Below are 24,895 nucleotides of genomic sequence, written 5' to 3' on the forward strand. Positions count from 1 at the left end.
CGTGGCTAGCGGCGCTAACCGCCGAACGCCCCGTCATAGATGGCACGCAACTCGGGGCTGTCAGTTCCACTGAGGCCACATCCGCGGATCACTCCATCACCGGCCGAGACCAGATACGACCCGCCAGCCACGAAAGGCACACTCGAAAAGTCGCTGTCGATCGCGTCGACCTGCTGCACTTCGACACGATCGGCCACGTCACCCGCGAAACGCTCGGTCACTTCAAAGGTCACGATGTCACCCTCGACAGCGATCACGCGCGCAGCGAACGCTTTCTCTTGCGCGAGCAAACCCTCAGGGGTCACGGGTAGGCAGCTGCCGCTCGCGAGCCCACCATCGCTCGGTTGCGCGAGTTGCTCAGTGGTAGGCGTACCGCCGAGAGCGAGCGGCACAACGATAGCGGCGCCGATGGCGAGGGCTGCGGCGACGCCAGCGAGAGGCACCCACGCACGGCGAATCTTGCGTGCCGGCACCGAGGGTGTGGTTGTATCGGTCATTATCTGCTCCATCCGGTAGTCGAGCCCTGTCTTAGGCAAGGGAGCAACACCGAGGGCCGGGTCAGTGGCGCGCAGCTGCTCGCGCAGCGTGCGGTCATCGTGGTCCATCGGTGTTCCCTCCTTCATACCGAACATGTCCGGATGCCCCCTGTGCTTTCAGTAGTTCGTCTTTCAGCCGCGCCTTCGCGCGGTGCAGCCTGATAGCGGCGGCATTTGAGCTGATGCCGAGCACTATGGCTAGCTGTGGACTCTCAAAGCCGTCCCACGCCCACAGACGCAGCAGCTCGGCGTCGGCGGTGCGCAACCGCGTGAGAGCATCCCGAACCAAATCCGTCTCGGCTGTGCCGTCGAGGCTCGCAACGTCAACTACAGCTGCAGGAGGGTCGAGCGCAAGGATTTTACCCACAAGCCGGAGGCGACGCCGCTCGGCGCGCTGTGCGTTTGCAAGCAGGTAGCGAGCGACGACGATCGCCCAGGGAATGGTCTCGTCAGGCTCGGCCGGCACCTCTTCGAGCCTCCGCCAGCACACCAATAGAGTCTCACTCAGCACATCATCAGCCGTCGGTGCGTCGGTGCGTCGCAACAGGTAGCGCCGCACCGGCTCGAGGATGAACTCGGCGAGCGTGCGGAAGCGCTGCTCGCGCTCAGCATCAGTCACAGGTCTCACTCTGCCTCATGTCCGGCAGCGGCTGCAGGATTTCAGCGCCGGTCGCGCGTTCCACTTTTCATCAAGCGCTGGGACGTCTCACCGACATGGATGCCACCCAAGCAAATCCGGGTCGCAGCGACTAGATCCCAGGGATCACAAGGGATTGTGACCCGGACCCCAAGTGCCCTAGGGGCGCCTGGGGTCCGGTTACAAATAATGTGCGCGAGGGGGGACTTGAACCCCCACGTCCTTTCGAACACACGGACCTGAACCGTGCGCGTCTACCAATTCCGCCACTCACGCGTGGATTGAGATAACACTCAACTGAGTGAGATTATCACAGCGCCAACATCATCAGCGACTCGACTCAGCGAGCCAATTCCCTTAGGATTCACAGGTTAGCCATATAGAGTTGTTAGCTGCCCGTGTGCCTACCGCTGCGGGTTCAACCAGACATGATCCAAAACTGCTGAAATTAGGCAGTGCACAGACCACACCCCTGGGGGTTACCGCGTGAAACGAATGCTGACACTCAGCGCCATCATGGCAGTTGTCGTGAGCGTGACTGTTCCAGCCGCAGCGCACATGGAGCCGTCTTCGCGCGATCTTCCGTCCACTGCTTCCGCAGTTTCGGCATCCGATGTTCTGCAGCAAGCGTCTGCTGTCGCAGCCGCCGAAGCCGAGGCAACCGTTCCCAGCCAGTCATTCGCTTCATCCGCAGATGCCGAGATCAGCCCCGCAACCCGCGACGCCATCAAGGTAAAGAAGCTTGTTGTCGAGCCCCCGGCACCCGTCTACGCCCCCGCGGCTCCCTCTGGTTCATTCGCAGGATCTTACGGCGGCGCATTCGCCGGATTCCTCGCAGTGTGGCCAGCAAACGCACCAGTCAATGACGGCTTCGGATACCGCGGCTCAGAATTCCACGGTGGAATCGACATCATGACCGGCAGCGGCATGACCCTCGTTTCTGCATCTCCCGGCGTCGTGACTCAGGTCACCTACGGCGGAGGCTGGGGCCAGTACATCAAAATCGATCACGGCAGCGGAGTTTCTACCCTCTACTCGCACATGATTCAGGGCTCGCAGATGGTCTCCCCCGGTCAGACAGTTGCCGCAGGAACCCCCCTCGGTTTGAGCGGAAGCACCGGCTACGTCACCGTCGCCCACCTCCACTTTGAGACCTACATCAACGGCACGCGCGTTGACCCGATGGGCCTCCTGCCCTAACTGCTCGGCGTCGGTAACGGGTTAGCCACCCTTAACGGCTAACATCGACGTACCACAACGAGCTATCACGAGGAGAGCTTTGGGTCTTCTGGACAACTTTGAGCGAGGTCTCGAGCGCGCCGTCAACGGCGCATTCGCCAAGACCTTCAAAAGTGGTCTGCAACCCGTCGAGATAACGAGCGCCCTGCGCCGCGAACTCGACACGCAGGCCGCCGTAGTGTCACGCGAACGAATCCTCGTGCCCAATAACTTCACTGTGCGCCTCAGCCAGACTGACTATCAGCGGATGTCCGGCCTCGGTTCGACCCTCATCTCTGAGCTGACCGAACTCGTGCAGCGCCACGCCACCGCCCAGCACTACTCATTCTCTGGCGGCATCGGCATCACTCTCGTTCCCGACGAATCCCTCAGCCAGGGAATGATCGAAGTCGACTCAGTGAGCGTCAAGGGCACCGTCGCCTGGACGCCCGTGCTCGAGATCAACGGCACACGGCATCCACTCGTACACTCACGAACCATCATTGGTCGAGGCAGCGAAGCCGACATCACGGTCGACGACAACGGCATTTCTCGCAAGCACGTCGAGATCCTCTGGGATGGCACCAGAGCTGAAGTTAACGACCTCAACTCCACAAATGGCTCAAAATTGAACGGATCTCCCGTTTCTCGTGCGCCACTCGCGCCAGAATCCGTGATTGATATCGGTCGAACCCGTATCGTGTTCCGTGTGCTTGCCCAATCCTCAGATGTCGACCAGCCCGTTGATCGACGCGACGACCGGGGGTTCACCTTATGAGTGAACTAACCCTCCTCCTCCTCCGCGTTGCCTTCCTGGCCATCATGTGGGGCTTTATCTTCGCCATCGTCTATGCGCTGCGCTCCGACCTCTTCGGCGAGAAGGTCCGCCGGATGCCCGTGCAAAGCGCATCTCAGGCGGCAGCACCTTCAGCGCCCGCCGCGCCAACTGCTCCCGCCGCTGAACAGTCCACCCGACCCGTGGCGCCGACTCCCGCTGTTGGCAGCTCTCTCGATGCCACGCGCCTCGTGATCGTTTCTGGCTCTAAAGAGGGACTGGAGATTTCACTGCCTGACGAGCAGCTGACGATTGGTCGTTCGAGCGAATCTGGTTTGGTGATTCGTGACGACTACACGTCGACCCACCACGCCCGCTTGTTGCGCTGGGCTGATAGCTGGGTTGTTCAAGATCTTGATTCCACGAATGGCACCTTCTTGGCTGGCCAGCGTGTGAGCGTTCCAACGCCTATCCCGTTGAATACGCCGATCAAGATTGGCACTACCAGCTTCGAACTGCGACGGTAACTGGATGGCCACGTCGGGCAACAGTGCTGCCGCATCCCATGTGGGTCGGGTCCGTGCAAATAACCAGGACTCCGCTTACGCTGGCACCCACCTCTTTATTGTTGCGGACGGCATGGGTGGTCACGCCGGGGGCGATGTAGCTTCGGCGATCACCATCAAGCATGTTGTTGAAGCCGACCGGGTTTTTGCGAGCGCAGAAGAAGCAGCCGAAATTCTGCACGACACTCTGCTGGCGGCCAACAACATCCTGTCTGACACGGTTATTGAGCACAATGAGCTCACCGGTATGGGCACCACCGTCAGTGGCATGGTGCGTGTTGGCAACAGGATGGCGATGGCCCACATCGGAGATTCGCGCATCTATTTGTTGCGCGAAGGTACGATGACGCAGATTACCCACGACCACACGTTCGTGCAACGTCTGGTCGAGAGCGGTCGCATCACTCAAGAGGAGGCGGCCGTGCATCCGCGTCGCTCAGTGTTGATGCGTGTATTGGGTGATGTGGATGCGTCTCCCGAAATCGATACCGACGTTTTTGACACGAAGCCGGGCGACCGTTGGCTGTTGTGTTCCGATGGTTTGAGCAGTTTTGTCACTGAAGACAAGATTGCGGCAACTTTGCGCCGCGTCACCGATGCGGATGCTGCTACCGAACGTCTCGTTCAGGCCAGCCTCGATCAGGGCGCCCCCGACAATGTCACCGTTGTACTTGTCGATATCGGCGAGGACGAGACCTCTGCTCGCACACCACCGATCATGGTCGGTTCGGCCGCATCTCCACTTTCATTCGAGCCGTCGATCCCCAAGAAGCCGGTTCGTCTTCCCAACCTGCTGCTGCACCCACTGAAAGCAACGCAGCCTGACGATAGCCACTTCGAGCCTGAGTCTGACGAGTACTACCAGGCGATCATCCGTGAAGATCGTCGCCGAGTTCGCCGCCGCCGCATCTCGTGGATCGCGTTCATCACGATCACTGTCGCCGCAATTACTGGCGGGCTCATCGGCGGTTACCAGTACACGCAATTGCAGTATTACGTGGGTGCGGACGACGGTCAGATTGCGATCTATCAGGGTGTGCAACAAGACATCGGCCCCATCTCCATGTCGCACGTCTACCAAATCACCGACATTCGCGTCGTGGATCTACCCCTGTATCGCCAAGCCAGTGTCGAAAACACAATCAACGCGCGCGACCTCGACGATGCCCGCCGCATAGTGAAATTGTTGTCTGATGCCCGAGTCCCCTAACCAAGACGTTCGCGCCTCGGCTTCGACCGGCCCGCGAGCGATCACCGAAAACATCCGCCTCAAACTGCGGGTGCCTGCTCGGCTGCGAAATCTTGAGCTGCTGCTGATAATTATTGCGATTGCTATCAACCTCGGGTCGATTGCCCTCGTTCAGTTGGGCGCAATCGGGCACCTCGGTTTCACCGTGCTGGGCCTCTCGGGCCTGCTCGGCGTGCTCGTGTTCGCGATGCACATCACCTTGAGGGTTACTGCTCGGGATGCCGATCCGCTCATTCTGCCGATCATCACTGTGCTCAATGGGCTCGGCATCGCCATGATTTATCGCCTTGATTTGGCTGATGGGTTTACCGGCTGGAGCAGCGGCGGCGTCCGCCAGATCGTCTGGACAGCCATTGCCATCGTCATTGCCATGGCGGTTTTGCTCATCATCAAGAATCATCGTGTGCTGCAGCGTTACCGCTACATCGCGATGTTCAGTGGTATTGCGCTGCTGTTGTTGCCGCTCGCTCCCATCATCGGAGACACACGTTTTGGCGCCCGCCTCTGGGTTCAGATTGGTGCTTTCTCGTTCCAGCCTGGCGAGCTCGCCAAGATCGCGCTGGCGATCTTCTTCGCCGGCTATCTGGTGTCGGCGCGTGACTCGCTCTCGATGGTGGGGCGCAAAGTATTAGGAATGACCTTCCCCCGGGCCCGCGATCTTGGGCCCATAATCGTGGTCTTCGTGGCATCCATGCTCGTGTTGATTTTCCAGCGCGATATGGGTACTGCCCTGCTCTACTTCGGCCTGTTCCTCGTCATGATCTATGTCGCCACTGGCCGCTCGAGCTGGATCCTCCTCGGAATGGCCATGTTCTTGGGCGGCGCCTTCGTTGCCAGCCGTTTCCTCACCTACATTTCCGGTCGCATCGATGCCTGGCTCGATCCTTTCAATCCGGATGTTTACGACGCGAATGGTGGCAGCTACCAGTTGGTTCAGGGCCTGTTTGGGCTCGCAGACGGCGGGCTCATTGGCACCGGACTCGGACGAGGCAGCCCCCAGATCACGCCTCTCGCCGAAAGCGACTACATCATCTCTGCGCTCGGTGAAGAGTTGGGCCTTATCGGCATCTTCGCAATTTTGGCGCTGTACCTTCTGTTTGTGTCTCGTGGATTCCGCATCGGCTTTGCCGGGCAAGATGATTTCGGCCGCCTCTTGGGTGTCGGTCTCGCTTTTGTGATCGCGCTGCAAGTCTTCGTCGTCATCGGTGGCGTCACGCGAGTGATTCCGCTGACCGGGCTCACGACACCCTTCTTGGCCGCCGGTGGTTCTTCGCTTGTTGCCAACTGGATCATTGCGGCGCTGTTGCTGCGGCTGTCTGACACGGTTCGACACCAACCGCAACTGGTTATTGAACCGTCCATCGAAAACCGATTGGTGGTGGGGCAATGAACCGCGAACTCAAGCGTGTGAGCACCGTTGTGCTGCTCATGTTCGTGAGCTTGTTTATCTCGAGTTCCGTGATTCAGGTGGTCACCGCCGACAGCCTGCAGGCGGATGGGCGCAATGTGCGCACTCTTTACGCAAGCTACTCGGCCGAGCGTGGTCCGATCCTCGTCGATGGCGAACCCATCGCGCTATCTAAGCCGGTTGATGACGAGTTCAAGTTCTTGCGGGTCTACCCCAAGGGCGAACTTTACGCACCCATCACCGGTTACCTCACGCTCAACCAAGGCAACACCGGGCTCGAGAGTTCACTCAACGACTACTTGAGTGGGTCATCGAACGATCAGTTCTTCGATCAGGTCAACTCGATTCTCACCGGCCAGAACCCCACCGGTGCCGCAGTTGAGCTCACCATCGACCCTGTTGTTCAGCAGGCAGCGTGGGATGCTCTCGGCGACTTGAAGGGTGCGGTAATCGCGATCAAGCCCAAGACTGGCGAGATTCTTGCGATGGTGTCGAAACCGACCTTCGATCCCAACGAGCTTGCCGTACACAACACCACTGCTGTGATCGAGGCCTATAACCGCCTCCTCAACGATGCAGACGCTCCCTTCTTCAACCGCACCCTTGCCGGCCCGTTGGATCCTCCCGGTTCAACGTTCAAGCTCGTCGTCGCTGCGGCCGCTCTAGAGAGCGGCGAGTTCACGGCCGACAGCTCGTTCCCGAACCCTGCAGAACTGCAGTTGCCCGAGACCACGTTCAAGATCAGCAACGCCGACAGGGGCACGTGCGGCTCCGGCAGCACGGCAACGATTGCTACCGCTATCCGCCTTTCGTGCAATATCCCATTTGCACAGTTGGGTGACGCACTCGGCGCAACAACCATCCGTGACCAGGCCAACAAGTTCGGGTTCAACGAGAGCGTTTCGGTTCCTCTCGAATCGACCGAGAGTGTTTACCCTCGCGCACTCGACCGCCCGCAGACAATGCTCTCGGCATTCGGACAGTCAAGCGTTCGTGCATCCCCGCTTCAAATGGCCATGGTGTCGATGGCCATCGCCAACAGCGGAACGCTGATGCAACCCAATCTTGTTGAGAGCATCATGGCATCCGATCTCACAACTATTCAGTCCTTCGAGCCGACTCTGTTTGGTCAGGCACTCAGCCCGCAAACCGCGGCCGCACTCACCCAAATGATGGTGGATGGGGTCAATAACGGTGCCGCGAGCAGTGCCAGAATAGACGGGGTCGAGGTCGCAGGTAAGACCGGTACAGCACAGAACGGAGAAGGGGAACCGTACACGTTATGGTTCACTGGATTCGCGCCGGCAAATGATCCAGAAGTTGTAGTTGCGGTAGTTGTCCAAGATGGTGGCGGGCTAGGACAGTCCGGTACCTCCAGTGGCATCTCCGCACCAATTGGGCGTCAAGTACTAGAGGCGGTGCTAAACAGATGAGACCGACCAGTGGGCTCACTTTCGGGGGCAGATACCAGCTTTCCAGTCGCGTAGCGATTGGTGGCATGGGCGAGGTGTGGCAAGCCACGGACCTCGTAATCGGCCGAACGGTTGCGATCAAAATCCTCAAGGACGAATACCTCGGTGACCCGGGGTTCTTGGAGCGCTTCCGTGCCGAAGCGCGTCACGCCGCGCTCGTTAACCACGAGGGCATCGCCAACGTCTTTGACTATGGCGAAGAAGACGGCAGCGCCTACCTCGTCATGGAACTCGTTCCCGGTGAAGCACTCAGTGCGATCATCGAACGCGAACGTGTGCTCGACCCCGACCGTGTGCTCGACATGGTGGCCCAGACGGCGGCCGCGCTTCAGGCTGCTCACGCCGCCGGCCTCGTGCACCGTGACATCAAGCCCGGAAACCTGCTGATTACGCCGGAAGGCCGTGTGAAGATCACCGACTTCGGTATCGCACGCATTGCCGACCAGGTGCCGCTCACCGCAACAGGTCAGGTCATGGGAACAGTGCAATACCTGTCTCCCGAGCAGGCCAGCGGCCACCCAGCATCGCCGACGACAGACATCTACTCCCTCGGCATCGTCGCCTACGAGGCCCTTGCTGGTCGTCGCCCCTTCACGGGCGAATCGCAAGTTGCGATCGCAATGGCTCAGATCAACGAGACTCCGCCTGAGTTGCCAATGTCGGTTTCCGAACCGGTACGCAACCTTGTGTATGCCTGCTTGGCTAAGTCGCCCGGCGATCGTCCGGCATCCGCCTCGCATCTTTCCCGGGCAGCGCAGTCGTTGCGTCGCGGGGATGTTGCGGCGGCAGCAGCAGCTGTGCCCGGAATCTTGGGCGACAACTCTCACGCCGCCACCGTTGGGCTCAACTACGGCAATTCCACCCAGGCAACCCGCGTTCTCAACACCGCGGGTGCTACCGGGGTCACCACGACAGCAGTTGTCGAGGAGCCCAAGAAGCGCAACCCGTGGACGTGGCCTATCGTCGCGCTCATTTCGTTGCTTGCTGTTGTGCTGATCGGCGCGATCATCGCGCTTCTGCTTCCCACCGGCGATCAGACACCGATTGCCTCTACCTCTGATGCGCCGACGTCAAGTTCACCAACGCCGTCATCGACCCCCACTCCTGAAAGGGTTGAGCTCACCGAAGATGAGCTGCTCGGTCGCACGCGAGACGCGGTTGAGTCGATTCTCGCTGACAAGGAGCTCAAGCTCGACGCGCAGGTGGGCCAAGCTGCAGAAACCTCAGAACAGGTTGGGCTCTCGTACCAGGCAACACCCGTTGGAAACGTCAAAAAGGGCGAAACCATCACGGTGCACTTCTACGACAAGGTAGCGGTCACGCCGACGCCGACCCAACCAAGCGCGAACACACTCGACCCCCTGGGTCCTTATGAGCCGGGCGATATTGTCACGGTGAAGTGGGCGACTTACAAGGGCTGCCCCGCTGGTCATCCGCTGACGGGTTTCAGCTTCCTGATTCAGGGTGGCCCGGATTCCGGCGTCTCTAGTCAGGATCCAAACAGTGGCGGATTCGATGTCGAGCTCCCAGGGACTTCGGGCGAAAAGACCACCTTCTCCTACACCGCCCAATGCACGGATATGGATTCGCCGAGTTCAGAACCGGTCACTGTGACCGTTACTGCCCCGTAAGCAAATATCACTATTTGCAGCGGATAGACTGAGGCGATAGTTTCCGCGACAACAAACAGGAGAGTCACTAGTGAGCGAAGGCGTTGCACAGGGCGTGCGCCAGCTCGCTGGACGATACCAAATTGGCGAGTTGCTCGGCCACGGCGGTATGGCTGATGTTCATTTGGGCATGGATTCACGCCTCGGGCGTCGAGTAGCGATCAAGCTGCTCAAGCCCGCGCTCGCTAACGATCCTGCGTTCCGCACCCGTTTCCGGCGTGAAGCTCACGATGCAGCAAAGATGGCGCACCCCACAATTGTGCGCATTTTTGACGCGGGTGAAGAGTCAGTCATCGACCCTTCGGGGCATGAGACGCTCATCCCGTTCATCATCATGGAATACGTCGACGGTCGTCTGCTGAAAGACATCGTCGCCGAGGGCGCTCTTGTCCCCGCTGAAGCCGCGCGCATCGTCTCGCAGGTTCTCACCGCGCTTGAGTATTCGCACCGCGCAGGCGTGGTGCATCGCGATATCAAGCCGGGCAACATCATGGTCACCACGGGTGGCCAGGTGAAGGTCATGGATTTCGGCATCGCCCGTGCCGTTTCCGACTCGGCCGCCACGATCGCCGAATCCAGTGCCATCGTCGGCACTGCTCAGTACTTCTCGCCAGAGCAAGCACGCGGCGAAAGTGTGGATGCCCGCTCCGATCTTTACTCCACCGGCGTCGTTTTGTTCGAACTTCTCACCGGGCAGCCCCCGTTCACCGGAGAAAACCCGGTCGCGGTGGCGTACCAGCACGTCAACTCCGAGGCGATTCCGCCGAGCACCTCGACCGCCGCAGTTTCTCCCGCCCTCGATGCGGTTGTGCTGCGATCGCTCTCCAAGGATCGCTTCGACCGTTACCAGAGCGCGGCCGAGTTCCGCACCGAGGTTGAGTCCGCGGCGGCCGGTGCTGTTCCGCAGCGCAAACAGTTGGCATCCACAGACTTCAACGCAACACTGTTTGGGGTAAACCCGAACGCGACTGCCGGCAGCGATGCGACCTTCCGCCAGCTTGCTGTCGACGAGAACGACCGCACCCCTCGCACTCAGAACCGTCCACCAGTTGCGTGGATTTGGGGCGGCATCGCCCTGATGACCGTTGTCATTGTCACCGTAGTGGTGTGGGCTTTCAGTCTGACGCCGGCGCAGCTCAGTGGCACTAGTGCCGTCGATGTGCCCGATGTCGCCAGCATGACCTATGAAGAGGGCGAAGCGCTGCTCACAGAGCTCGACCTCAATGCCAAGCGCATCAACCAGACCAGTGAAACCGTCGATGAGGGTGTCATCATCCGCACTGATCCGGGACCAGGACAAACGGTACCGCTCGGGTTTGAGGTTGAAGTTGTTGTCTCGCAGGGCCGCACAACAGTGACGGTTCCGAATGTCAGCAACATGCAAGAGGCAACGGCGATCAAGCTGTTGGAGTCTGCCGGACTTGTCTATGGCTCGAGTTCGCAAACGTATTCACCCAACCTCAAGAAGGGCACCGTCATTAGTTCTGACCCGCGCGGGGATGCCGAGCGCACCTCCGACGGATCAGTGATCCGTGAGGGTGAGACTGTGAACCTCGTGATCTCGAACGGTTTGGTTCAGATTCCGTCCGTCACCGGCAAAAACATTGGTGAAGCGAACACCACGCTCACGGCTCTTCAGTTGAGCGTCAAGCTAACCGCCGACTTCAGTTGCTCGGGAAACACCGTCAGCTACCAGTCGATCATCGGCGATCAAGCGCAAAACTCTTCGATCACGCTGCAGTATTGCGCCGGCTAATTTGCGCCGCTCGCGCCAGCCGCTCCTAGTTGTGAACGAGGGGCGTCAGCGTCTTGCCTAATGCTGCTGCGTCAGGCATGCCCACGCGCGACAACCAGTTGCCGAGCATCAGGTAGCCGCCTTCGGTGAGCACCGACTCCGGGTGAAATTGAACGCCATACACTGGCTGCGTTTCGTGTTGCACGCCCATGATCACTCCGCCGGGCGTGCGCGCGGTGATCTGAAGCTCAGCGGGAACCGTGCCATCCACAATCGCCAGCGAGTGATATCGGGTGGCCGTGAATGGCTGCGGCATGTCACGGAAGATGAGGCTATCGTCGTGCTCAATCTGCGACGTCTTGCCGTGCATCAACTCATCGGCGTGCGTGACAGTCGCACCGAGTGCTTCAGCGATCGCTTGGTGACCTAAGCACACTCCCAAGAGCGGTTGACCTGAGGCGAGAGCCGCGTGCACGATCGGGATGCTCACACCAGCGGCGGCCGGGGTGCCCGGACCGGGCGAGAGCAGCACAGCATCGTACTCAGCAATTGCGGCGGCCGCGTCATCCGCGCTGAATGCGTCATTGCGGAGCACCTCGGTGGTGGCGCCCAACTCAAGCAAGTAACCGTTGAGCGTATAAACAAAACTGTCGTAGTTGTCGACGACGAGGATGCGGGTCACTGTTGCACCGTCGCGTCCAGCGGGGTCACGAGGGGCAGCACCCACGGGAACACCCACACGAAAAGCACAGCCACGATTGCCGCGACCGCCACCAGCAGAATCAGGATGCGTACGATCGCTGGTCCGGGAAGCACCCGCCAGAGGGCAGCGTACATTATCCAGCTCCTTCAAGGTTTTGGGCGATTGCCGCGATTTCGGCTGGGGCGCCTTCGGAGCGCGGGTACCAAGTGTCGTAGACCGCGTAGGCGATAATGCGTTCGTCGGCAGTGTGGATCGGGTTGCAGCTTGTCAGTGTCATGAGACGATCGCTTGCGACGGCCCCGTCGAACTGCGGAACAGGGTTGAGAACTCCGACACCGGATGCCTGCACGTATTCGAGCGAACGGAACACGTAGCGATACCAGCCAGCTTCAGTCTCCACATAGAGGCTGTCGCTGAGCTGGAGTTTGTCGATGTCAAAGAAGGGGTCGCCGTAGCCGGTTCGATGTGCGGCTACCGCGAAGTTGCCGATCTCTCCCGGCATTTGGGTTCCCTCATAGTGCCCAACGCCTTGGGTATTGAGCACTCGCTGGAGGCTCACGCTCTCGGCGATGGGGCGTGAATAGTTAGCACCGAATCGGGGAACAATAAGCGTTCCGAATGCGACTGCCTGTGCCGGCGCTGTGGCTACAACGGGAACACCGGGGTCGGCGCGCTCGTCAGGAGCAAGTTTGACCGCTTCGCCCTTGTTCCACTCTTGGCTCAGTTCTTGAGCATCATCCCGCTGGGCGTTGCTCATAACAATGTTGTTCACCCAGGTCTGCCAGACCAGAAAGAGCAGCACGATGAGGCCGGTAGTAATGAAGAGCTCGCCGAGAATTCCGATGACCGAGACAGGGCGGCGCTGCTTTGCCCCGCGGCGTACTCGCCGACCGTCTTCGAGAACCATAACGACAATTCTACGTGCAGAGGCTGCTCGGTTTCCGCGCGGCCACTCGGCACTCAGCGCGCACGGGCTAGAATCGTTTATATGGCTCGTAACTCTGCAGAAAACCCACCGTCGCGTCCAGCTGAGGATGCACCCAACGCGGTGTGGTTCAAACCCGTCATGTTTGGCTTCATGCTGATCGGCCTCGCGTGGATCATTGTGTTCTACGTCAGCAACCAGCAATGGCCTATCGCCTCACTCGGCAGCTGGAACATTCTCGTCGGCTTCGGCATCCTCTTCGTAGGATTCCTGATGACTACTCGCTGGCGCTAGAAACTACACGCCTGTAGTTATACCCAGTGTTAATAACCCTGTGGATAACTTTTAGTCACTTATCAGACTAGGATCCGCACGAGAGTCACGGCGATCAGGCCAACGACTGTCAGCGCGACCAGCGCGAGCTCAGGGATCGCCGAGGTCTTATTGCGCTGGCGCAAGAAGATGAGTGCGAGAAGCGCACCCGTAACCAGACCGCCCACATGCGCTTGCCAAGAAATGTTGAGCCCGGGGATGAACCCGGCAACCAGGTTAATGACGAGAACGATCAGTAGCACTCGGTTGTTTACCCCCATGCGTCGCTGAATCACAAAGAACGCAGCGACAATTCCGAAGATGGCACCGGATGCTCCGAGCACGGCTGACCGCGGCTCGGCCATGAGTAGCACTGCCACCGAGCCGCCTAGCGCGCTAATTAGATACAGTGCGAGGAAGCGTGCGCGACCGAGTGGAATCTCCAGAGCCCTGCCGAAGATGAATAGCGTGAACATGTTGAACCCGATGTGAAAGATCGAGCTCGTGGAGTGAAGAAAAGCCGAAGAAATCATGCGCCACGGCTCATACTCTGTGAGCACCGGAAAGTAGATGAGCGCGAAGGTCACCGGGCTGCCAGGGATGATCTGCAACAGAAAGACGGCAACCGTGATCGCGATTAATGTATAGGTGACGACAGGTTTGCCTGTGGAAGCACGGGCCGCCCGCACAAGAATTGGCTTGCGTTTGGGCCCGTTAGCGCGAGCCTCTTTGATGCACTCGGGGCAATGTACGCCCACAGCTGCCTGTGTTTGGCAGCTGGGGCATACGGTGCGCCCGCATCGTTGGCAAAGAGTGAAACTCTGCCGGTCGGGATGCCGATAGCAATTGTTGCCGCTGGCATCCGCCGATGAGGTCACGAAGGTTAGACCTCGTCGATCGTAATGCTCTCAATAACGACGTCGGTAAGCGGCTTGTCGCCACCATCGGTATCGACAGCTTCAATCGCGTCGACAACCTTCTTGGATTCGTCATCGACTACGGCGCCGAAGATCGTGTGCTTGCCCTGCAACCATGGGGTCGCAACGGTCGTGATGAAGAACTGTGAACCATTGGTTCCCTTTCCTCCACGCGTGCCAGCGTTTGCCATGGCAAGAATGTAGGGGGCTGAGAAGTTGAGCTCGGGGTGAATCTCGTCGTCGAAGTTGTAGCCGGGGCCGCCGATTCCCTTACCGAGCGGGTCTCCACCCTGAAGCATGAACTGCTTGATGATGCGGTGGAAGATCACACCGTCGTAGAGAGGCGCTGTGGTTTTCTGACCGGTAGCGGGGTGGGTCCATTCGATCTCGCCCTTGGCGAGACCAACGAAGTTAGCAACGGTCTTCGGCGCGTGGTTGCCGAAAAGGTTGAGACGGATTTCTCCGAGGTTTGTCTTGATAGTGGCAACTGCGGTGTGTTCAGACATAAGGTCAATTCTTACATAGCCAACCTGTACCTACGATCCGGGTTACTCAGGGTGCTCACAGGCAAAGCAGTGCGCACTCTGAACCCGGCGTGGCAGTATGGAACAACTGTTCGACCATCTTTGGAGGTTTCCCGTGGCACTAACTCGCAAACGCCGGAAAGAACTCAAACGCTTAAAGGGTCAAGCCGAAGACCTGTGGACTGACCAGCGGGAGCTGCTTGAGCACGCTTCTGCGGTCGTACGTGAGGCGAGCCACCAGGCAGCCAACTACGCCCGTGAAGAGGTCAGCCCCAAAATTCACAACACTCTCGACTCTCGAGTGAAGCCCGCAGTGTCGTCATCGATCGCTGGTGCCCGCTCAGCGGCTGAAAGCACCAAGAGCAAGATCAAGGGCGATGTTCTGCCCGCCGTCACGTCAGCGCTCGGCACAGCGCTTGCCGCGCTCGAAATTGCCAAGAACCAGCAGGTTCGAGATGCTTTTGCTCGCGTTTCCGGCCTCGCCGCGACCACCGGTGAAAAGACCGGCCTCGTTAAGCCTCAGCCCAAGTCAGCCGGATTCGGTCGCTACGTGCTCATTGGCATCGGTGTTGTTGCTGCTGTCGGTGTTGCCTACGCCGCATGGCAGACCCTGCGCGCAGACGACGACCTATGGATCGACGACGAAGCAGAAGCTGCCTAGCCCTCGCTTCACTTCGGCATAGCCTGCCGATGCCGGCTACCGCCCGGCGTGTAGCCCAAACCTCTCAACAAGTTCTGGCCCGGTTCTTCTCGAACCGGGCCAGAACTTTGTGCACATGGGGCAACTGTGCTGAGCGACCCGGGCCGCCGAGTCGTCGAGCATCCGCCTCGTGAAACTAGCTCGCTGCACACGCAAAAACCCCGACCAGATAACTGGCCGGGGTTTTTGACTCCCTACACGCTGTGGGGCGTTTTGTACTGTGGAGCCTAGGGGAATCGAACCCCTGACCTCCTGCTTGCAAAGCAGGCGCTCTACCAATTGAGCTAAGGCCCCAGTTGAGGAATCTCTTGTGAAGGTTCCAGTGGGGGTACGTGGACTTGAACCACGGACCTCTTCGTTATCAGCGAAGCGCTCTAACCGCCTGAGCTATACCCCCGTTGGGCAGATACGAGAGTATCGCATTCTGACCGTTTGACGTAATCGACTAGTTGTTAGTGAAACCCACGAGGATTCCACCGGTCAGTCGCACGCTGAAGTTATAAAGCATACTCGCAATCGCACCCAGCGCTGTACCAACCAGAACGTTGAGAAGCGCGACCACAAACGAGAATCCAGCAACCTGCGTCAGTGAGAAACTGGTCGCAACGCTGAAGGTCTCATCACTGAGGATGTCCCGGAAGATCTCGTCTAGCTTTCCGAAGATCCCGGTGGAGTTCAACACAATCCACACCAACATCGACGCGACGACCAGAACAATTCCGAGCGATACCGCAACTAGGAACGAGAACTTAACAGCCGACCAGAAGTCGATGTAGACCAGCTTCAGTCGAACCTGTTTTACCGATGTTTGACGTTGCGACTTGCGCTGCAACTTCTCTGCGACACTACTCATCTACCGACTCGTCCTTCCCAGCAGGGGCATCTTCACTCAGAACGCTATCGTCTTGAGCTGCAAGTTCTTTCTTTTCTAGATTTCGTTCGCTGTTTCGTGCGATCGCTATGATCTTGTCTTCGGCTGCAAAGCGAGCGAAGACAACACCCATAGTGTCCCGGCCCTTGGCTGGAACCTCAGCGACAGAAGAGCGTACCACCTTGCCACTGGCAAGAACCACAAGAACTTCATCCTCATCGCCGACCATCAAAGCGCCCGCGAGATCCCCGCGTGCGCCATCCAATTTGGCGACCTTGATGCCCAGGCCGCCGCGGCCCTGAACACGGTACTGATCGGCAGAGGTGCGCTTGGCGAAGCCGCCCTCAGTGACCACAAACACGTAGCCACTATCGGGAACAACACTCGCACTCAGCAGGCGGTCATCCTCGCGGAAGCTCATGCCCATGACGCCTGAGGTTGAACGACCCATCGGGCGCAGTGCCTCATCGGATGCCGTGAAGCGAATCGACATTCCCTTGCGAGATACCAGCAAGACATCGTCGCTGCTCTCCACGAGCATCGCCGAGACGAGCTCGTCGCCCTCGCGCAGGTTTACGGCAATGATTCCGCCACTGCGGTTGGTGTCGTACTCCGCCAGAGCGGTCTTCTTGACCAGACCCTTGTGCGTTGCCAGTACGAGGTAGGTCGATGTTTGGTAGTCCCGGATGTCGAGGATCTGTGCGATCTCTTCGCCCGGCTGCAGTGCCAAGAAGTTGGCAACGTGCTGGCCCTTCGCGTCGCGCCCACCCTCTTGCAGTTCATAGGTCTTCGCCCGGTACACGCGGCCGGTGTTGGTGAAGAACAGCAACCAGTGGTGGGTCGTCGTGACGAACAAGTGATCGACAATGTCATCCGCGCGCAGCTGGGCGCCCCTGACTCCCTTGCCGCCGCGGTGCTGGCTACGGTAGTTGTCGCTGCGGGTGCGCTTGACGTATCCGCCGCGCGTAACCGTGACCACCATCTCCTCTTCAGGGATGAGGTCTTCCATGCTCATGTCGCCATCGAAACCAAGCATGATCTCGGTGCGACGGTCGTCGCCGTACTTGGCAAGCAGATCGGTGAGTTCTTCACTGACGATGTCTCGTTGGCGCTGCTCGCTGGCGATGATCGCTTTGAACTCAACAATCTCGCGCTCAAGCTGGTCGTGCTCGTCGATGATCTTCTGACGCTCGAGGGCGGCAAGTCGACGCAACTGCATATCGAGAATGGCGCGTGCTTGAATCTCATCGATCTCAAGCAGCGTGATGAGCCCTTCGCGGGCATCCTCCACCGTCGCCGAGCGACGAATGAGGGCAATAACATCGTCGAGCGCGTCGAGCGCCTTGAGGTAACCGCGCAAGATGTGAGCGCGCTCTTCGGCCTTACGCAGACGGAACGCGGTGCGGCGAACAATTACTTCGATCTGGTGAGTTGCCCAGGCCGTGATGAATCCGTCAACCGACAGCGTGCGCGGGATGCCGTCAACGATCGCGAGCATGTTCGCGCCGAAGTTTTCCTGCAGCTGCGTGTGCTTGTAAAGGTTATTGAGAACAACCTTGGCAACAGCATCGCGCTTGAGAACGATAACCAGGCGCTGACCGGTGCGACCCGAGGTCTCGTCACGGATGTCGGCGATGCCGGCGAGCTTGCCATCCTTGACCAGATCGGCGATCTTCAGTGCCAAGTTGTCGGGGTTCACCTGATACGGCAGTTCGGTGACGACGAGGCAGGTGCGACCCTGCAACTCTTCAACATTCACTACGGCACGCATCGTGACCGAACCACGGCCCGTGCGGTACGCATCCTGAATCCCCTTGATGCCCAAGATCTGTGCACCGGTCGGAAAGTCGGGGCCCTTGATGCGCTGAATCAACGCTTCAATGAGTTCCTCTTTAGTGGCCTCTGGGTGAGCCAAGTGCCAGAGTGCACCCTCGCCAACCTCGCGGAGGTTGTGCGGCGGGATGTTCGTGGCCATACCAACCGCGATGCCCACGGAACCATTGACGAGCAGGTTCGGGAAGCGGCTGGGCAGAACTGTCGGCTCTTGGGTGCGGCCGTCGTAGTTGTCTTGGAAGTCGACAGTGTCTTCTTCAATGTCCCGAACCATCTCCATGGCCAAAGGCGCCATCTTGGTTTCGGTATAACGGTGGGCAGCAGCGCCGTCGTTGCCGGGCGAACCGAAGTTGCCCTGGCCAAGAGCCAGCGGGTAGCGAAGGCTCCACGGCTGAACCAAACGCACAAGGGCGTCATAGACAGACGAGTCGCCGTGCGGGTGGAACTGGCCCATGACATCACCGATGACACGGGTGCACTTGGAAAATCCCTTGTCTGGACGGTAGCCGCCGTCATACATCGCGTAGATAACGCGACGGTGCACGGGCTTCAAACCATCCCGCACTTCAGGAAGCGCACGGCCCACGATGACGCTCATCGCATAGTCGAGGTACGAGCGCTGCATCTCCAATTGGAGATCAACCTGATTGATCTTGTCGTGACGCGTATCAAGGGGCGCGTCTTCGAATGTCTTCTTCGGAGTTTCTTCGTCAGCCATTGAGTTTCAGTTCCAGTCTGTGTCAGTCGCGAATGCGGGCGCCGAGTGCTCTGCTCGAGCTAGATGTCTAAGAAGCGGACGTCTTTGGCGTTGCGCTGGATAAAGTTTCGGCGAGACTCAACGTCTTCGCCCATGAGGGTCGAGAAGATTTCATCGGCGGCGGCCGCGTCATCCAAAGTGACCTGAAGCAGGGTGCGGGTGGCTGGGTCCATCGTGGTTTCCCACAGTTCCTTGTAGTCCATTTCACCGAGACCCTTGTAACGCTGGATGCCGTTGTCTTTGGGCATGCGCTTGCCGGCTGAGAGGCCCATCTCTGTGAGTGCGTCACGCTCAGAATCGCTGTACACGTATTCGTGTTGTGCGTTGCTCCACTTGAGGCGGTACAGCGGCGGCTGCGCAAGGTAGACGTAGCCCAAATCGATGAGTGGGCGCATGTAACGAAATAGCAGGGTCAACAGCAGCGTCGTGATGTGCTGGCCGTCGACATCAGCATCGGCCATCAAAACGATCTTGTGGTACCGAGCCTTTTCGGGGTCGAAGTCTTCGCCAACACCGGCACCGAACGCCGTGATCATGGCCTGAACTTCGGCGTTTCCGAGCGCACGATCGAGGCGCGCCTTTTCTACGTTGAGGATCTTGCCTCGCAGCGGAAGGATCGCCTGGAACTCGGGGTTGCGACCCTGAACGGCCGAACCACCGGCCGAGTCACCCTCAACCATGAAGATCTCACAGAGCGACGGGTCCTTGCTCGAGCAATCGCGAAGCTTTCCGGGCATTCCGCTCGACTCAAGGAGACCCTTACGGCGAGTTTGTTCGCGAGCCTTTCGAGCAGCGAGCCGTGCTTGGGATGCCTGAATAGCCTTGCGGATGACATCGCGCGCCTGAGTGGGGTTTCGGTCAAACCAGTCCCCCAGCTGCTGCCCAGCAACGCGCTGAACGAACGCCTTCGCTTCAGTGTTACCCAGCTTGGTCTTGGTCTGGCCCTCAAACTGTGGTTCGCCAAGCTTGATTGAAATGACAGCGGTCAAACCTTCACGAACGTCATCACCGGAGAGGTTTTCGTCTTTCTCCTTGATGATGTTCTTCTCACGTGCATAGCGATTGACCAGTGTGGTCAGTGCCGCACGGAAACCTTCTTCGTGGGTTCCACCCTCGTGGGTGTTGATCGTGTTTGCATAGGTGTGAACACTCTCGGTGTAGCCAGCGGTCCACTGCATTGCGACCTCGAGCGAGATGCGCTTCTCTTTGTCTTCTGACTCAAACGCAATAACGTCGGGATGGATGAGCTCGTTCTTCTTGGTCTTATTGAGGTACTCGACGTAGTCGACCAGGCCGCGCTCATACATGTAGCTTTCGCTGACTTCTTCTTCACCACGCTCGTCGGTGATGGTGATGCGCAATCCCTTGTTAAGGAAGGCCATCTGCTGAAAGCGCGCACGCAGAGTTTCAAAATCAAACTCAACGGTCTCAAAAGTCTCTTTGCTTGGCCAGAAGGTTTGCTGGGTTCCCGTCTCGTCGGTGCTCTCGCCCTGGGCTAGTGGGCTCGTGGGAACACCGTTGGCGAAACTCATTCGCCAGACGTGGCCCTGTCGGCGAACCTCAGTGTCGATCTCGGCCGACAGCGCATTAACAACCGAAATACCGACGCCGTGAAGACCACCGGAAACGGCATAACCGCTGCCGCCGAACTTTCCGCCGGCGTGCAGCATGGTCATAACGACCTCAACAGTGGACTTCTGCTCCTGCTGGTTGAGATCAACGGGGATGCCTCGACCGTTGTCGCGCACCCGAATGGAACCGTCTTTGCGAATCCACACATTGATGGTGTCGCAGTATCCTGCCAACGCCTCATCAACGGAGTTGTCGACGACCTCATACACGAGGTGGTGCAAACCGCGCGGGCCGGTGGAACCGATGTACATACCGGGGCGTTTGCGAACCGCTTCGAGACCCTCAAGGATCTGGATTTGATCGGCGCCATAACTATCAGCGGCAACATGACCGGTTGAAATTATCGAATTCTCGGGCACGTCGTTTTCGGGCGTCGATGTCATCTGAAGTTAGGCTCCTGCCGCTAGTTCACACTCACCATTCAGAGCTGGTACTCCAGAAGGAGGTGCGTCTGACGGCTCTCGACATTCTACCAAATTCCGCGAGCTGGCGGCGGCCAAATTGCGTTCTGCGGGAGTTTCTTTAGTGGCGTGACCTAATTTGCCTTGCTAACCGTAAGTATCGCGCGGGCCCCGGCCTGGAATTGATCTGGGGCCTCTTTTCCACGAAGGGGCGTTCGGGCCCTCAAAGCGCACCGAGTCGACCCCTGCTTCTGGGTACTGCTGCGCGATCGTGGTCGAGATGCGCGACCGCATCAACCTCAGTTGCGTAGCCCACGCCGTCGAATCACAACGCACGGTGAGTACACCCTCGTCAATTCCGACCGGTTCCGAGTGCTCCGCAGTCTCTTCCCCCACAATTTTCGGCCATCCTAACATCAGCTCAGAGCGAGCCAGTGGTGAACTCCAGCCCATGTTGTTTGTGAGGCTATCCATTACATCGCCGAGTCCGTGCGGGTCGCGACCAGGAGCGAAAGGAACACTCGTTCCCGGCTCCTTTCGGTCGCGTTTACGCGCCATGTACGAACGCTTTGTCGGATCTCCAAAAACTTCACGGAACCGTAAATAGACAGCAACGTGCTCATCAACGGCGGGGTCACGATCATTCATCGGTGACCACCTCACCGGCGCGAATCTGGATTACGTTCGCGGCAAGGCTCTCTGGAACATCTCCAAACACTGCCGCTGTGATCAGAACCTGCTCGAAGTCCGAAATTGACGCTGCAAGCCTTTCGCGGCGGGACTGATCTAGTTCGGCGAATACGTCATCCAAAATCAACACCGGGTCACCTGCGGAAGAATCCCGACGCAAAAGCTCGGCCGACGCCAGTTTTAGGGCAAGGGCAAACGACCACGATTCGCCATGGCTCGCATAGCCGCGCGCCGGCAAACCGTTGAGCCCGAAGATGAGGTCATCCCGGTGAGGACCGACAAGCGTTATGGCGCGGTCACGTTCGGTCTTCCGTACTGATTCGAGCGCGGTCGTGAACGCGGATGTCGCGTCAGCGACTGAAATTACTTCACCAACCTCATTGGTTGCTACAGCACTGTCGGCATCATCCTGGCGCGAGATGATGCTGAGTGAATTTGCCAGTGAAGCACCGTGATCCGCACCAACGATCCGCTCATAGGACTGAGAAACTTCGGGGCTCAGGTCTGCGACAAGGGCACTGCGGGCGCTAATGATCTCCGCACCGAATTCGATGAGACGTTCATCCCACACCTCGAGAGTACTGAGCTGAGCATCGCGCACTCCGGATGCTCGCGCCGATTTCAGTAGCATATTTCGCTGTTTGACCACACGCTCGTAGTCAGACATCACACCACTGAACCGGGGAGAGCGCAGTACAAGAAGATCATCGATGAACCTACGGCGCCCCGATGGCTCTCCGCGAACAAGCGCGAGATCCTCGGGAGCAAACAGAACGCTCGAGAAGTAGCGCGGAAGTTCCCGAGTGCGAATTGCCGAACGGTTGATCTGTGCACGGTTGGCACCGGTGCGATTGATCTGCACCTCGGCCAAGAACTTTCGCTCGTTGTGTTCGAGCCGAACACGGATGATCGCGGCATCCATGTTCTGACGAACCATCGCGTGATCAGTCGAAACCCGGTGTGATCCGAGAGTGCTGAGAAACCCTAAGGCTTCGACGAGGTTAGTTTTTCCTTGACCATTCGAGCCAACGATCAGGGTAGGGCCAGCTCTGAGCTCAAGCCCCAGAGTCTCGTAGTTGCGAAAATCCTTGAGCTCAACATGGGTAACAAGCATCGCGATAGACGCTTAACTCTTGCGGACGCTATGCCCGCCGAACTGGTTACGGAGAGCAGCGACCGCCTTCATCGATGGCGAATCGTCTTGGCGTGACACAAAACGGGCGAAGATTGCGGCACTGATTGTTGGCACAGCGACGGCTTGGTTTAGCGCCTCGTGTACAGTCCACCGTCCCTCCCCTGAATCTTCAACATAACCGGCGATATCGGCAAAATCTGGATCTTCTTCGAGCGCCTTGACGAATAACTCGAGCAACCAGGATCGTACAACTGTGCCGCGCTGCCAAGCCTTGAATGATCCGGGAACGTCTTTGACAAGATCTTTGCGGCTGTCGAGGAGTTCGAATCCTTCAGCCCACGCCTGCATGAGGGCATATTCGATTCCGTTGTGCACCATCTTGACGTAATGCCCAGCACCAACGGGGCCAGCATGAACGAATCCTTCGTCGCGTGGTCCCTCGGGGCGAAGCGCATCAAAGATCGGCATTGCGCGTTCAATATCGGATGCTTCTCCGCCAGCCATGAGCCCGTAACCGTTCTCCAAGCCCCAAATTCCGCCAGAGACTCCAACATCGACAAATGCGATGTCGCGCGCAGCAAGCTGTTCACGGTGAAGTTCGTCGTCAGTGAACCGCGTGTTTCCACCGTCGATCACTAGGTCGCCGGCGTCGAGCAAGGCTTCCACTTCTGTAATTACAGAATCAGTGACAGCACCGGAGGGAACCATTACCCAAATGATCCGGGGCGATGGCAGGGCATCCACGAGGTCAGAGAGCTTAGCGACATCTGTAACCTCTGGGTTGGGGTCATATCCAGTTACGGTCAGGCCTTTGGTCCGCATGCGCTCGCGCATGTTTCCGCCCATTTTGCCTAAGCCAATAATTCCTACATGAGTGGTATCAACCATGAACTACCTCAACAACAGGTTGGGCTGCAGCAAGTACTTGTAGTTGTCACTGCCCGGTTGGTCCTTCGACGACTGGCTCGTGATGAGAACCGGGCCAGGCTTGTTTGGGTTCTCCGTCTTGGTGAACGAAATACGCACGAACTCGGAGTGCACAGAACTGAGGCCGTCGATCAAAAATTGTGGCTTGAGAGAAACGACAGTGTCATCACCGGTCAAAAACGCATCGATGGTCTCGGATGCCTGGGCCTGTTCAGATCCGATGGCCTCGAGGGTCACACCTTCCGTGGTGAACGTAAAGCGCAGAGCTGCTTCACGCTCGAGCACCAGGGACACTCGTCGAACTGCTTCGATGAGCTCTGCCGTGTTCATCACGGCAAAGTTATCCACAGTCTCGGGAAAGAGTCGGCGAACCGGTGGGAAGTTGCCCTTGATGAGCAACGAGGTCACAGTTTTCTTGTCCGCTTGGAACGCAATTAGCTCGCGCTCATCAGTGCTCGTGATGGCAACGGAAATCTCGCCACTATTGCCGAATGTCTTTCCAACCTCAACGAGAGTCTTGGCGGGAACAAGTGCAGTAGCCGACTCAACACCGGATTCGCCGGCATCCCATTCGATGTCGCGGACGGCGACACGGTAACGGTCGGTGGCGACGAGCGAAATATTGTTTTGTGAAACTTCGAGCTGCACTCCGGTGATGACCGGGGTGACATCGTCTCGTGATGCAGCAACAGCAACTTGGGCAATGGCTGCCGAAAAGAGATCCGCTTTGAGGGTTCCGACACGGTCAGATATCTGAGGAAGAGTCGGATACTCTTCAACCGGCATGCTCGACAATGTAAAATGGCCGGTGCCACAGGCAACGGTGATTTTGTTGTCTTCAGTGCTAAAACGCACGGGGGCATTGGGGAGTCGGCTTGCAATCTCTGCAAGGAGCTTGCCGGAAACCAACACACGACCAGGCTCATCGACGTCAGCGGTGATTTGAGTTCGAGCGGAAACTTCGTAGTCAAATGACGACAACGTCAGACCATCATCGGTGGCCTCAATTAAAACACCACTCAAAATGGGCAGCGTCGTACGCTGCGGCAGCAGCTTGACTGCAAACGAAACCGCCTCGCTGAAGACATCACGATTGACCTGAAACTTCATGAACTACCCCTAACCGGATCAAGCTCTGGCCGTTAATACTGGCACAGCAGATCCACTTGCGAACGACAGGTTATTGGGGATTCAAAATTCATTCATTAAAGGTCACACTCTTAACCGCTGTGGATACTGTGAATAACTCGTCGGATTTCTTGTAACTACTGGAAACTACATCGGTGTGACTTGTTGACGACA

At 58.4% G+C, this 24,895-nt stretch carries 24 protein-coding genes and 3 tRNA genes; 10 read left to right on the top strand and 17 right to left on the bottom strand.

Features of this window, described 5'->3' with window-relative positions; genetic code table 11:
- Positions 1 to 14: 14 nt before the first annotated feature.
- The 3 genes from ABD112_RS03925 to ABD112_RS03935 form a co-directional block, all read right to left on the bottom strand.
- Entirely contained in the window at positions 15 to 605 is a 591-nt protein-coding gene (locus ABD112_RS03925) for a hypothetical protein (protein ID WP_343923352.1), read from the bottom strand.
- Positions 592 to 1,155 (bottom strand): RNA polymerase sigma factor, encoded by a 564-nt coding sequence (locus ABD112_RS03930; protein WP_343923353.1) that lies wholly within the window; start codon positions 1,153 to 1,155, stop codon positions 592 to 594. Before ABD112_RS03930 ends, ABD112_RS03925 begins: the two co-directional genes overlap by 14 nt.
- 210 nt (positions 1,156 to 1,365) lie before the next feature.
- Positions 1,366 to 1,449, bottom strand: a tRNA-Leu gene (locus tag ABD112_RS03935).
- 219 nt (positions 1,450 to 1,668) lie between these two features.
- Between ABD112_RS03935 and ABD112_RS03940 the strand changes: the two genes are divergently transcribed.
- The 8 genes from ABD112_RS03940 (at position 1,669) to pknB (ending at position 11,287) form a co-directional block, all read left to right on the top strand.
- The gene (locus tag ABD112_RS03940; protein WP_343923354.1) at positions 1,669 to 2,373 is read left to right on the top strand and encodes a M23 family metallopeptidase; all 705 of its coding nucleotides are present in this window, start codon (positions 1,669 to 1,671) and stop codon (positions 2,371 to 2,373) included.
- Between the two features lie 79 nt (positions 2,374 to 2,452).
- Positions 2,453 to 3,169, top strand: a complete 717-nt coding sequence (locus ABD112_RS03945; RefSeq protein ID WP_343923356.1) for an FHA domain-containing protein — start codon at positions 2,453 to 2,455, stop codon at positions 3,167 to 3,169.
- The gene (locus ABD112_RS03950; protein WP_343923357.1) at positions 3,166 to 3,693 is read left to right on the top strand and encodes an FHA domain-containing protein FhaB/FipA; all 528 of its coding nucleotides are present in this window, start codon (positions 3,166 to 3,168) and stop codon (positions 3,691 to 3,693) included. Before ABD112_RS03945 ends, ABD112_RS03950 begins: the two co-directional genes overlap by 4 nt.
- Positions 3,694 to 3,697: 4 nt before the next feature.
- The gene (locus ABD112_RS03955) at positions 3,698 to 4,942 is read left to right on the top strand and encodes a Stp1/IreP family PP2C-type Ser/Thr phosphatase (RefSeq protein ID WP_343923358.1); all 1,245 of its coding nucleotides are present in this window, start codon (positions 3,698 to 3,700) and stop codon (positions 4,940 to 4,942) included.
- Positions 4,926 to 6,371: an FtsW/RodA/SpoVE family cell cycle protein gene (locus ABD112_RS03960; protein ID WP_343923360.1), complete on the top strand. Its 1,446-nt coding sequence runs from the start codon at positions 4,926 to 4,928 to the stop codon at positions 6,369 to 6,371. Before ABD112_RS03955 ends, ABD112_RS03960 begins: the two co-directional genes overlap by 17 nt.
- Positions 6,368 to 7,822: a peptidoglycan D,D-transpeptidase FtsI family protein gene (locus ABD112_RS03965; protein WP_343923361.1), complete on the top strand. Its 1,455-nt coding sequence runs from the start codon at positions 6,368 to 6,370 to the stop codon at positions 7,820 to 7,822. The genes ABD112_RS03960 and ABD112_RS03965 overlap by 4 nt, the downstream gene beginning before the upstream one ends.
- Positions 7,819 to 9,492, top strand: a complete 1,674-nt coding sequence (locus ABD112_RS03970; protein ID WP_343923363.1) for a protein kinase domain-containing protein — start codon at positions 7,819 to 7,821, stop codon at positions 9,490 to 9,492. The genes ABD112_RS03965 and ABD112_RS03970 overlap by 4 nt, the downstream gene beginning before the upstream one ends.
- Positions 9,493 to 9,562: 70 nt before the next feature.
- Complete coding sequence (pknB, locus tag ABD112_RS03975; protein WP_343923365.1) at positions 9,563 to 11,287, top strand: Stk1 family PASTA domain-containing Ser/Thr kinase; 1,725 nt, start codon at positions 9,563 to 9,565, stop codon at positions 11,285 to 11,287.
- 25 nt (positions 11,288 to 11,312) lie between these two features.
- Here pknB and ABD112_RS03980 read toward each other — a convergent pair whose 3' ends face one another.
- Genes ABD112_RS03980 through ABD112_RS03990 form a run of 3 tightly spaced genes read right to left on the bottom strand, consistent with a single transcriptional unit; the run spans position 11,313 to position 12,876 of the window.
- Positions 11,313 to 11,948: an anthranilate synthase component II gene (locus ABD112_RS03980; RefSeq protein WP_343923367.1), complete on the bottom strand. Its 636-nt coding sequence runs from the start codon at positions 11,946 to 11,948 to the stop codon at positions 11,313 to 11,315.
- Positions 11,945 to 12,103 (bottom strand): hypothetical protein, encoded by a 159-nt coding sequence (locus ABD112_RS03985; protein ID WP_343923369.1) that lies wholly within the window; start codon positions 12,101 to 12,103, stop codon positions 11,945 to 11,947. Before ABD112_RS03985 ends, ABD112_RS03980 begins: the two co-directional genes overlap by 4 nt.
- A complete protein-coding gene (locus tag ABD112_RS03990) occupies positions 12,103 to 12,876 on the bottom strand; it encodes a class E sortase (RefSeq protein ID WP_343923371.1) in 774 nt (257 codons plus the stop codon). Before ABD112_RS03990 ends, ABD112_RS03985 begins: the two co-directional genes overlap by 1 nt.
- 72 nt (positions 12,877 to 12,948) lie before the next feature.
- On the opposite strand from ABD112_RS03990, the gene ABD112_RS03995 reads away from it, so the two are divergent.
- Positions 12,949 to 13,188: a cell division protein CrgA gene (locus tag ABD112_RS03995; protein ID WP_343923817.1), complete on the top strand. Its 240-nt coding sequence runs from the start codon at positions 12,949 to 12,951 to the stop codon at positions 13,186 to 13,188.
- A 62-nt stretch (positions 13,189 to 13,250) separates the two neighbouring features.
- Here the strand turns inward: ABD112_RS03995 and ABD112_RS04000 are convergent, their stop codons facing one another.
- Complete coding sequence (locus tag ABD112_RS04000; protein ID WP_343923373.1) at positions 13,251 to 13,964, bottom strand: rhomboid family intramembrane serine protease; 714 nt, start codon at positions 13,962 to 13,964, stop codon at positions 13,251 to 13,253.
- Between the two features lie 125 nt (positions 13,965 to 14,089).
- On the bottom strand, positions 14,090 to 14,629 hold the full coding sequence (locus tag ABD112_RS04005) for a peptidylprolyl isomerase (RefSeq protein ID WP_343923375.1): 540 nt from the start codon (positions 14,627 to 14,629) through the stop codon (positions 14,090 to 14,092).
- A gap of 133 nt (positions 14,630 to 14,762) precedes the next feature.
- Here ABD112_RS04005 and ABD112_RS04010 point away from each other — a divergent pair, with 133 nt between their 5' ends.
- Positions 14,763 to 15,308: a hypothetical protein gene (locus tag ABD112_RS04010; RefSeq protein WP_343923377.1), complete on the top strand. Its 546-nt coding sequence runs from the start codon at positions 14,763 to 14,765 to the stop codon at positions 15,306 to 15,308.
- A gap of 260 nt (positions 15,309 to 15,568) precedes the next feature.
- Here ABD112_RS04010 and ABD112_RS04015 read toward each other — a convergent pair.
- The 9 genes from ABD112_RS04015 to dnaN form a co-directional block, all read right to left on the bottom strand.
- A tRNA-Ala gene (locus ABD112_RS04015) sits at positions 15,569 to 15,641 on the bottom strand.
- A 29-nt stretch (positions 15,642 to 15,670) separates the two neighbouring features.
- A tRNA-Ile gene (locus tag ABD112_RS04020) sits at positions 15,671 to 15,744 on the bottom strand.
- A 48-nt stretch (positions 15,745 to 15,792) separates the two neighbouring features.
- Positions 15,793 to 16,200, bottom strand: a complete 408-nt coding sequence (locus ABD112_RS04025; RefSeq protein WP_343923379.1) for a DUF3566 domain-containing protein — start codon at positions 16,198 to 16,200, stop codon at positions 15,793 to 15,795.
- Positions 16,193 to 18,769 carry a DNA gyrase subunit A gene (gene gyrA, locus ABD112_RS04030; protein WP_343923380.1) on the bottom strand — a complete coding sequence of 859 codons (2,577 nt, stop codon included), beginning with the start codon at positions 18,767 to 18,769 and terminating at the stop codon, positions 16,193 to 16,195. Before gyrA ends, ABD112_RS04025 begins: the two co-directional genes overlap by 8 nt.
- 59 nt (positions 18,770 to 18,828) lie before the next feature.
- Complete coding sequence (gene gyrB, locus ABD112_RS04035) at positions 18,829 to 20,823, bottom strand: DNA topoisomerase (ATP-hydrolyzing) subunit B (protein WP_343923382.1); 1,995 nt, start codon at positions 20,821 to 20,823, stop codon at positions 18,829 to 18,831.
- 165 nt (positions 20,824 to 20,988) lie between these two features.
- Entirely contained in the window at positions 20,989 to 21,489 is a 501-nt protein-coding gene (locus ABD112_RS04040; protein ID WP_343923383.1) for a DciA family protein, read from the bottom strand.
- The gene (gene recF, locus ABD112_RS04045; protein ID WP_343923384.1) at positions 21,482 to 22,645 is read right to left on the bottom strand and encodes a DNA replication/repair protein RecF; all 1,164 of its coding nucleotides are present in this window, start codon (positions 22,643 to 22,645) and stop codon (positions 21,482 to 21,484) included. Before recF ends, ABD112_RS04040 begins: the two co-directional genes overlap by 8 nt.
- A 12-nt stretch (positions 22,646 to 22,657) precedes the next feature.
- On the bottom strand, positions 22,658 to 23,554 hold the full coding sequence (gnd, locus tag ABD112_RS04050) for a phosphogluconate dehydrogenase (NAD(+)-dependent, decarboxylating) (RefSeq protein ID WP_343923386.1): 897 nt from the start codon (positions 23,552 to 23,554) through the stop codon (positions 22,658 to 22,660).
- Between the two features lie 3 nt (positions 23,555 to 23,557).
- Positions 23,558 to 24,703 carry a DNA polymerase III subunit beta gene (gene dnaN / locus ABD112_RS04055; RefSeq protein WP_343923388.1) on the bottom strand — a complete coding sequence of 382 codons (1,146 nt, stop codon included), beginning with the start codon at positions 24,701 to 24,703 and terminating at the stop codon, positions 23,558 to 23,560.
- Positions 24,704 to 24,895 lie beyond the last annotated feature (192 nt).

The organism is Rhodoglobus aureus (assembly GCF_039527955.1).
Lineage (GTDB): Bacteria > Actinomycetota > Actinomycetes > Actinomycetales > Microbacteriaceae > Rhodoglobus > Rhodoglobus aureus.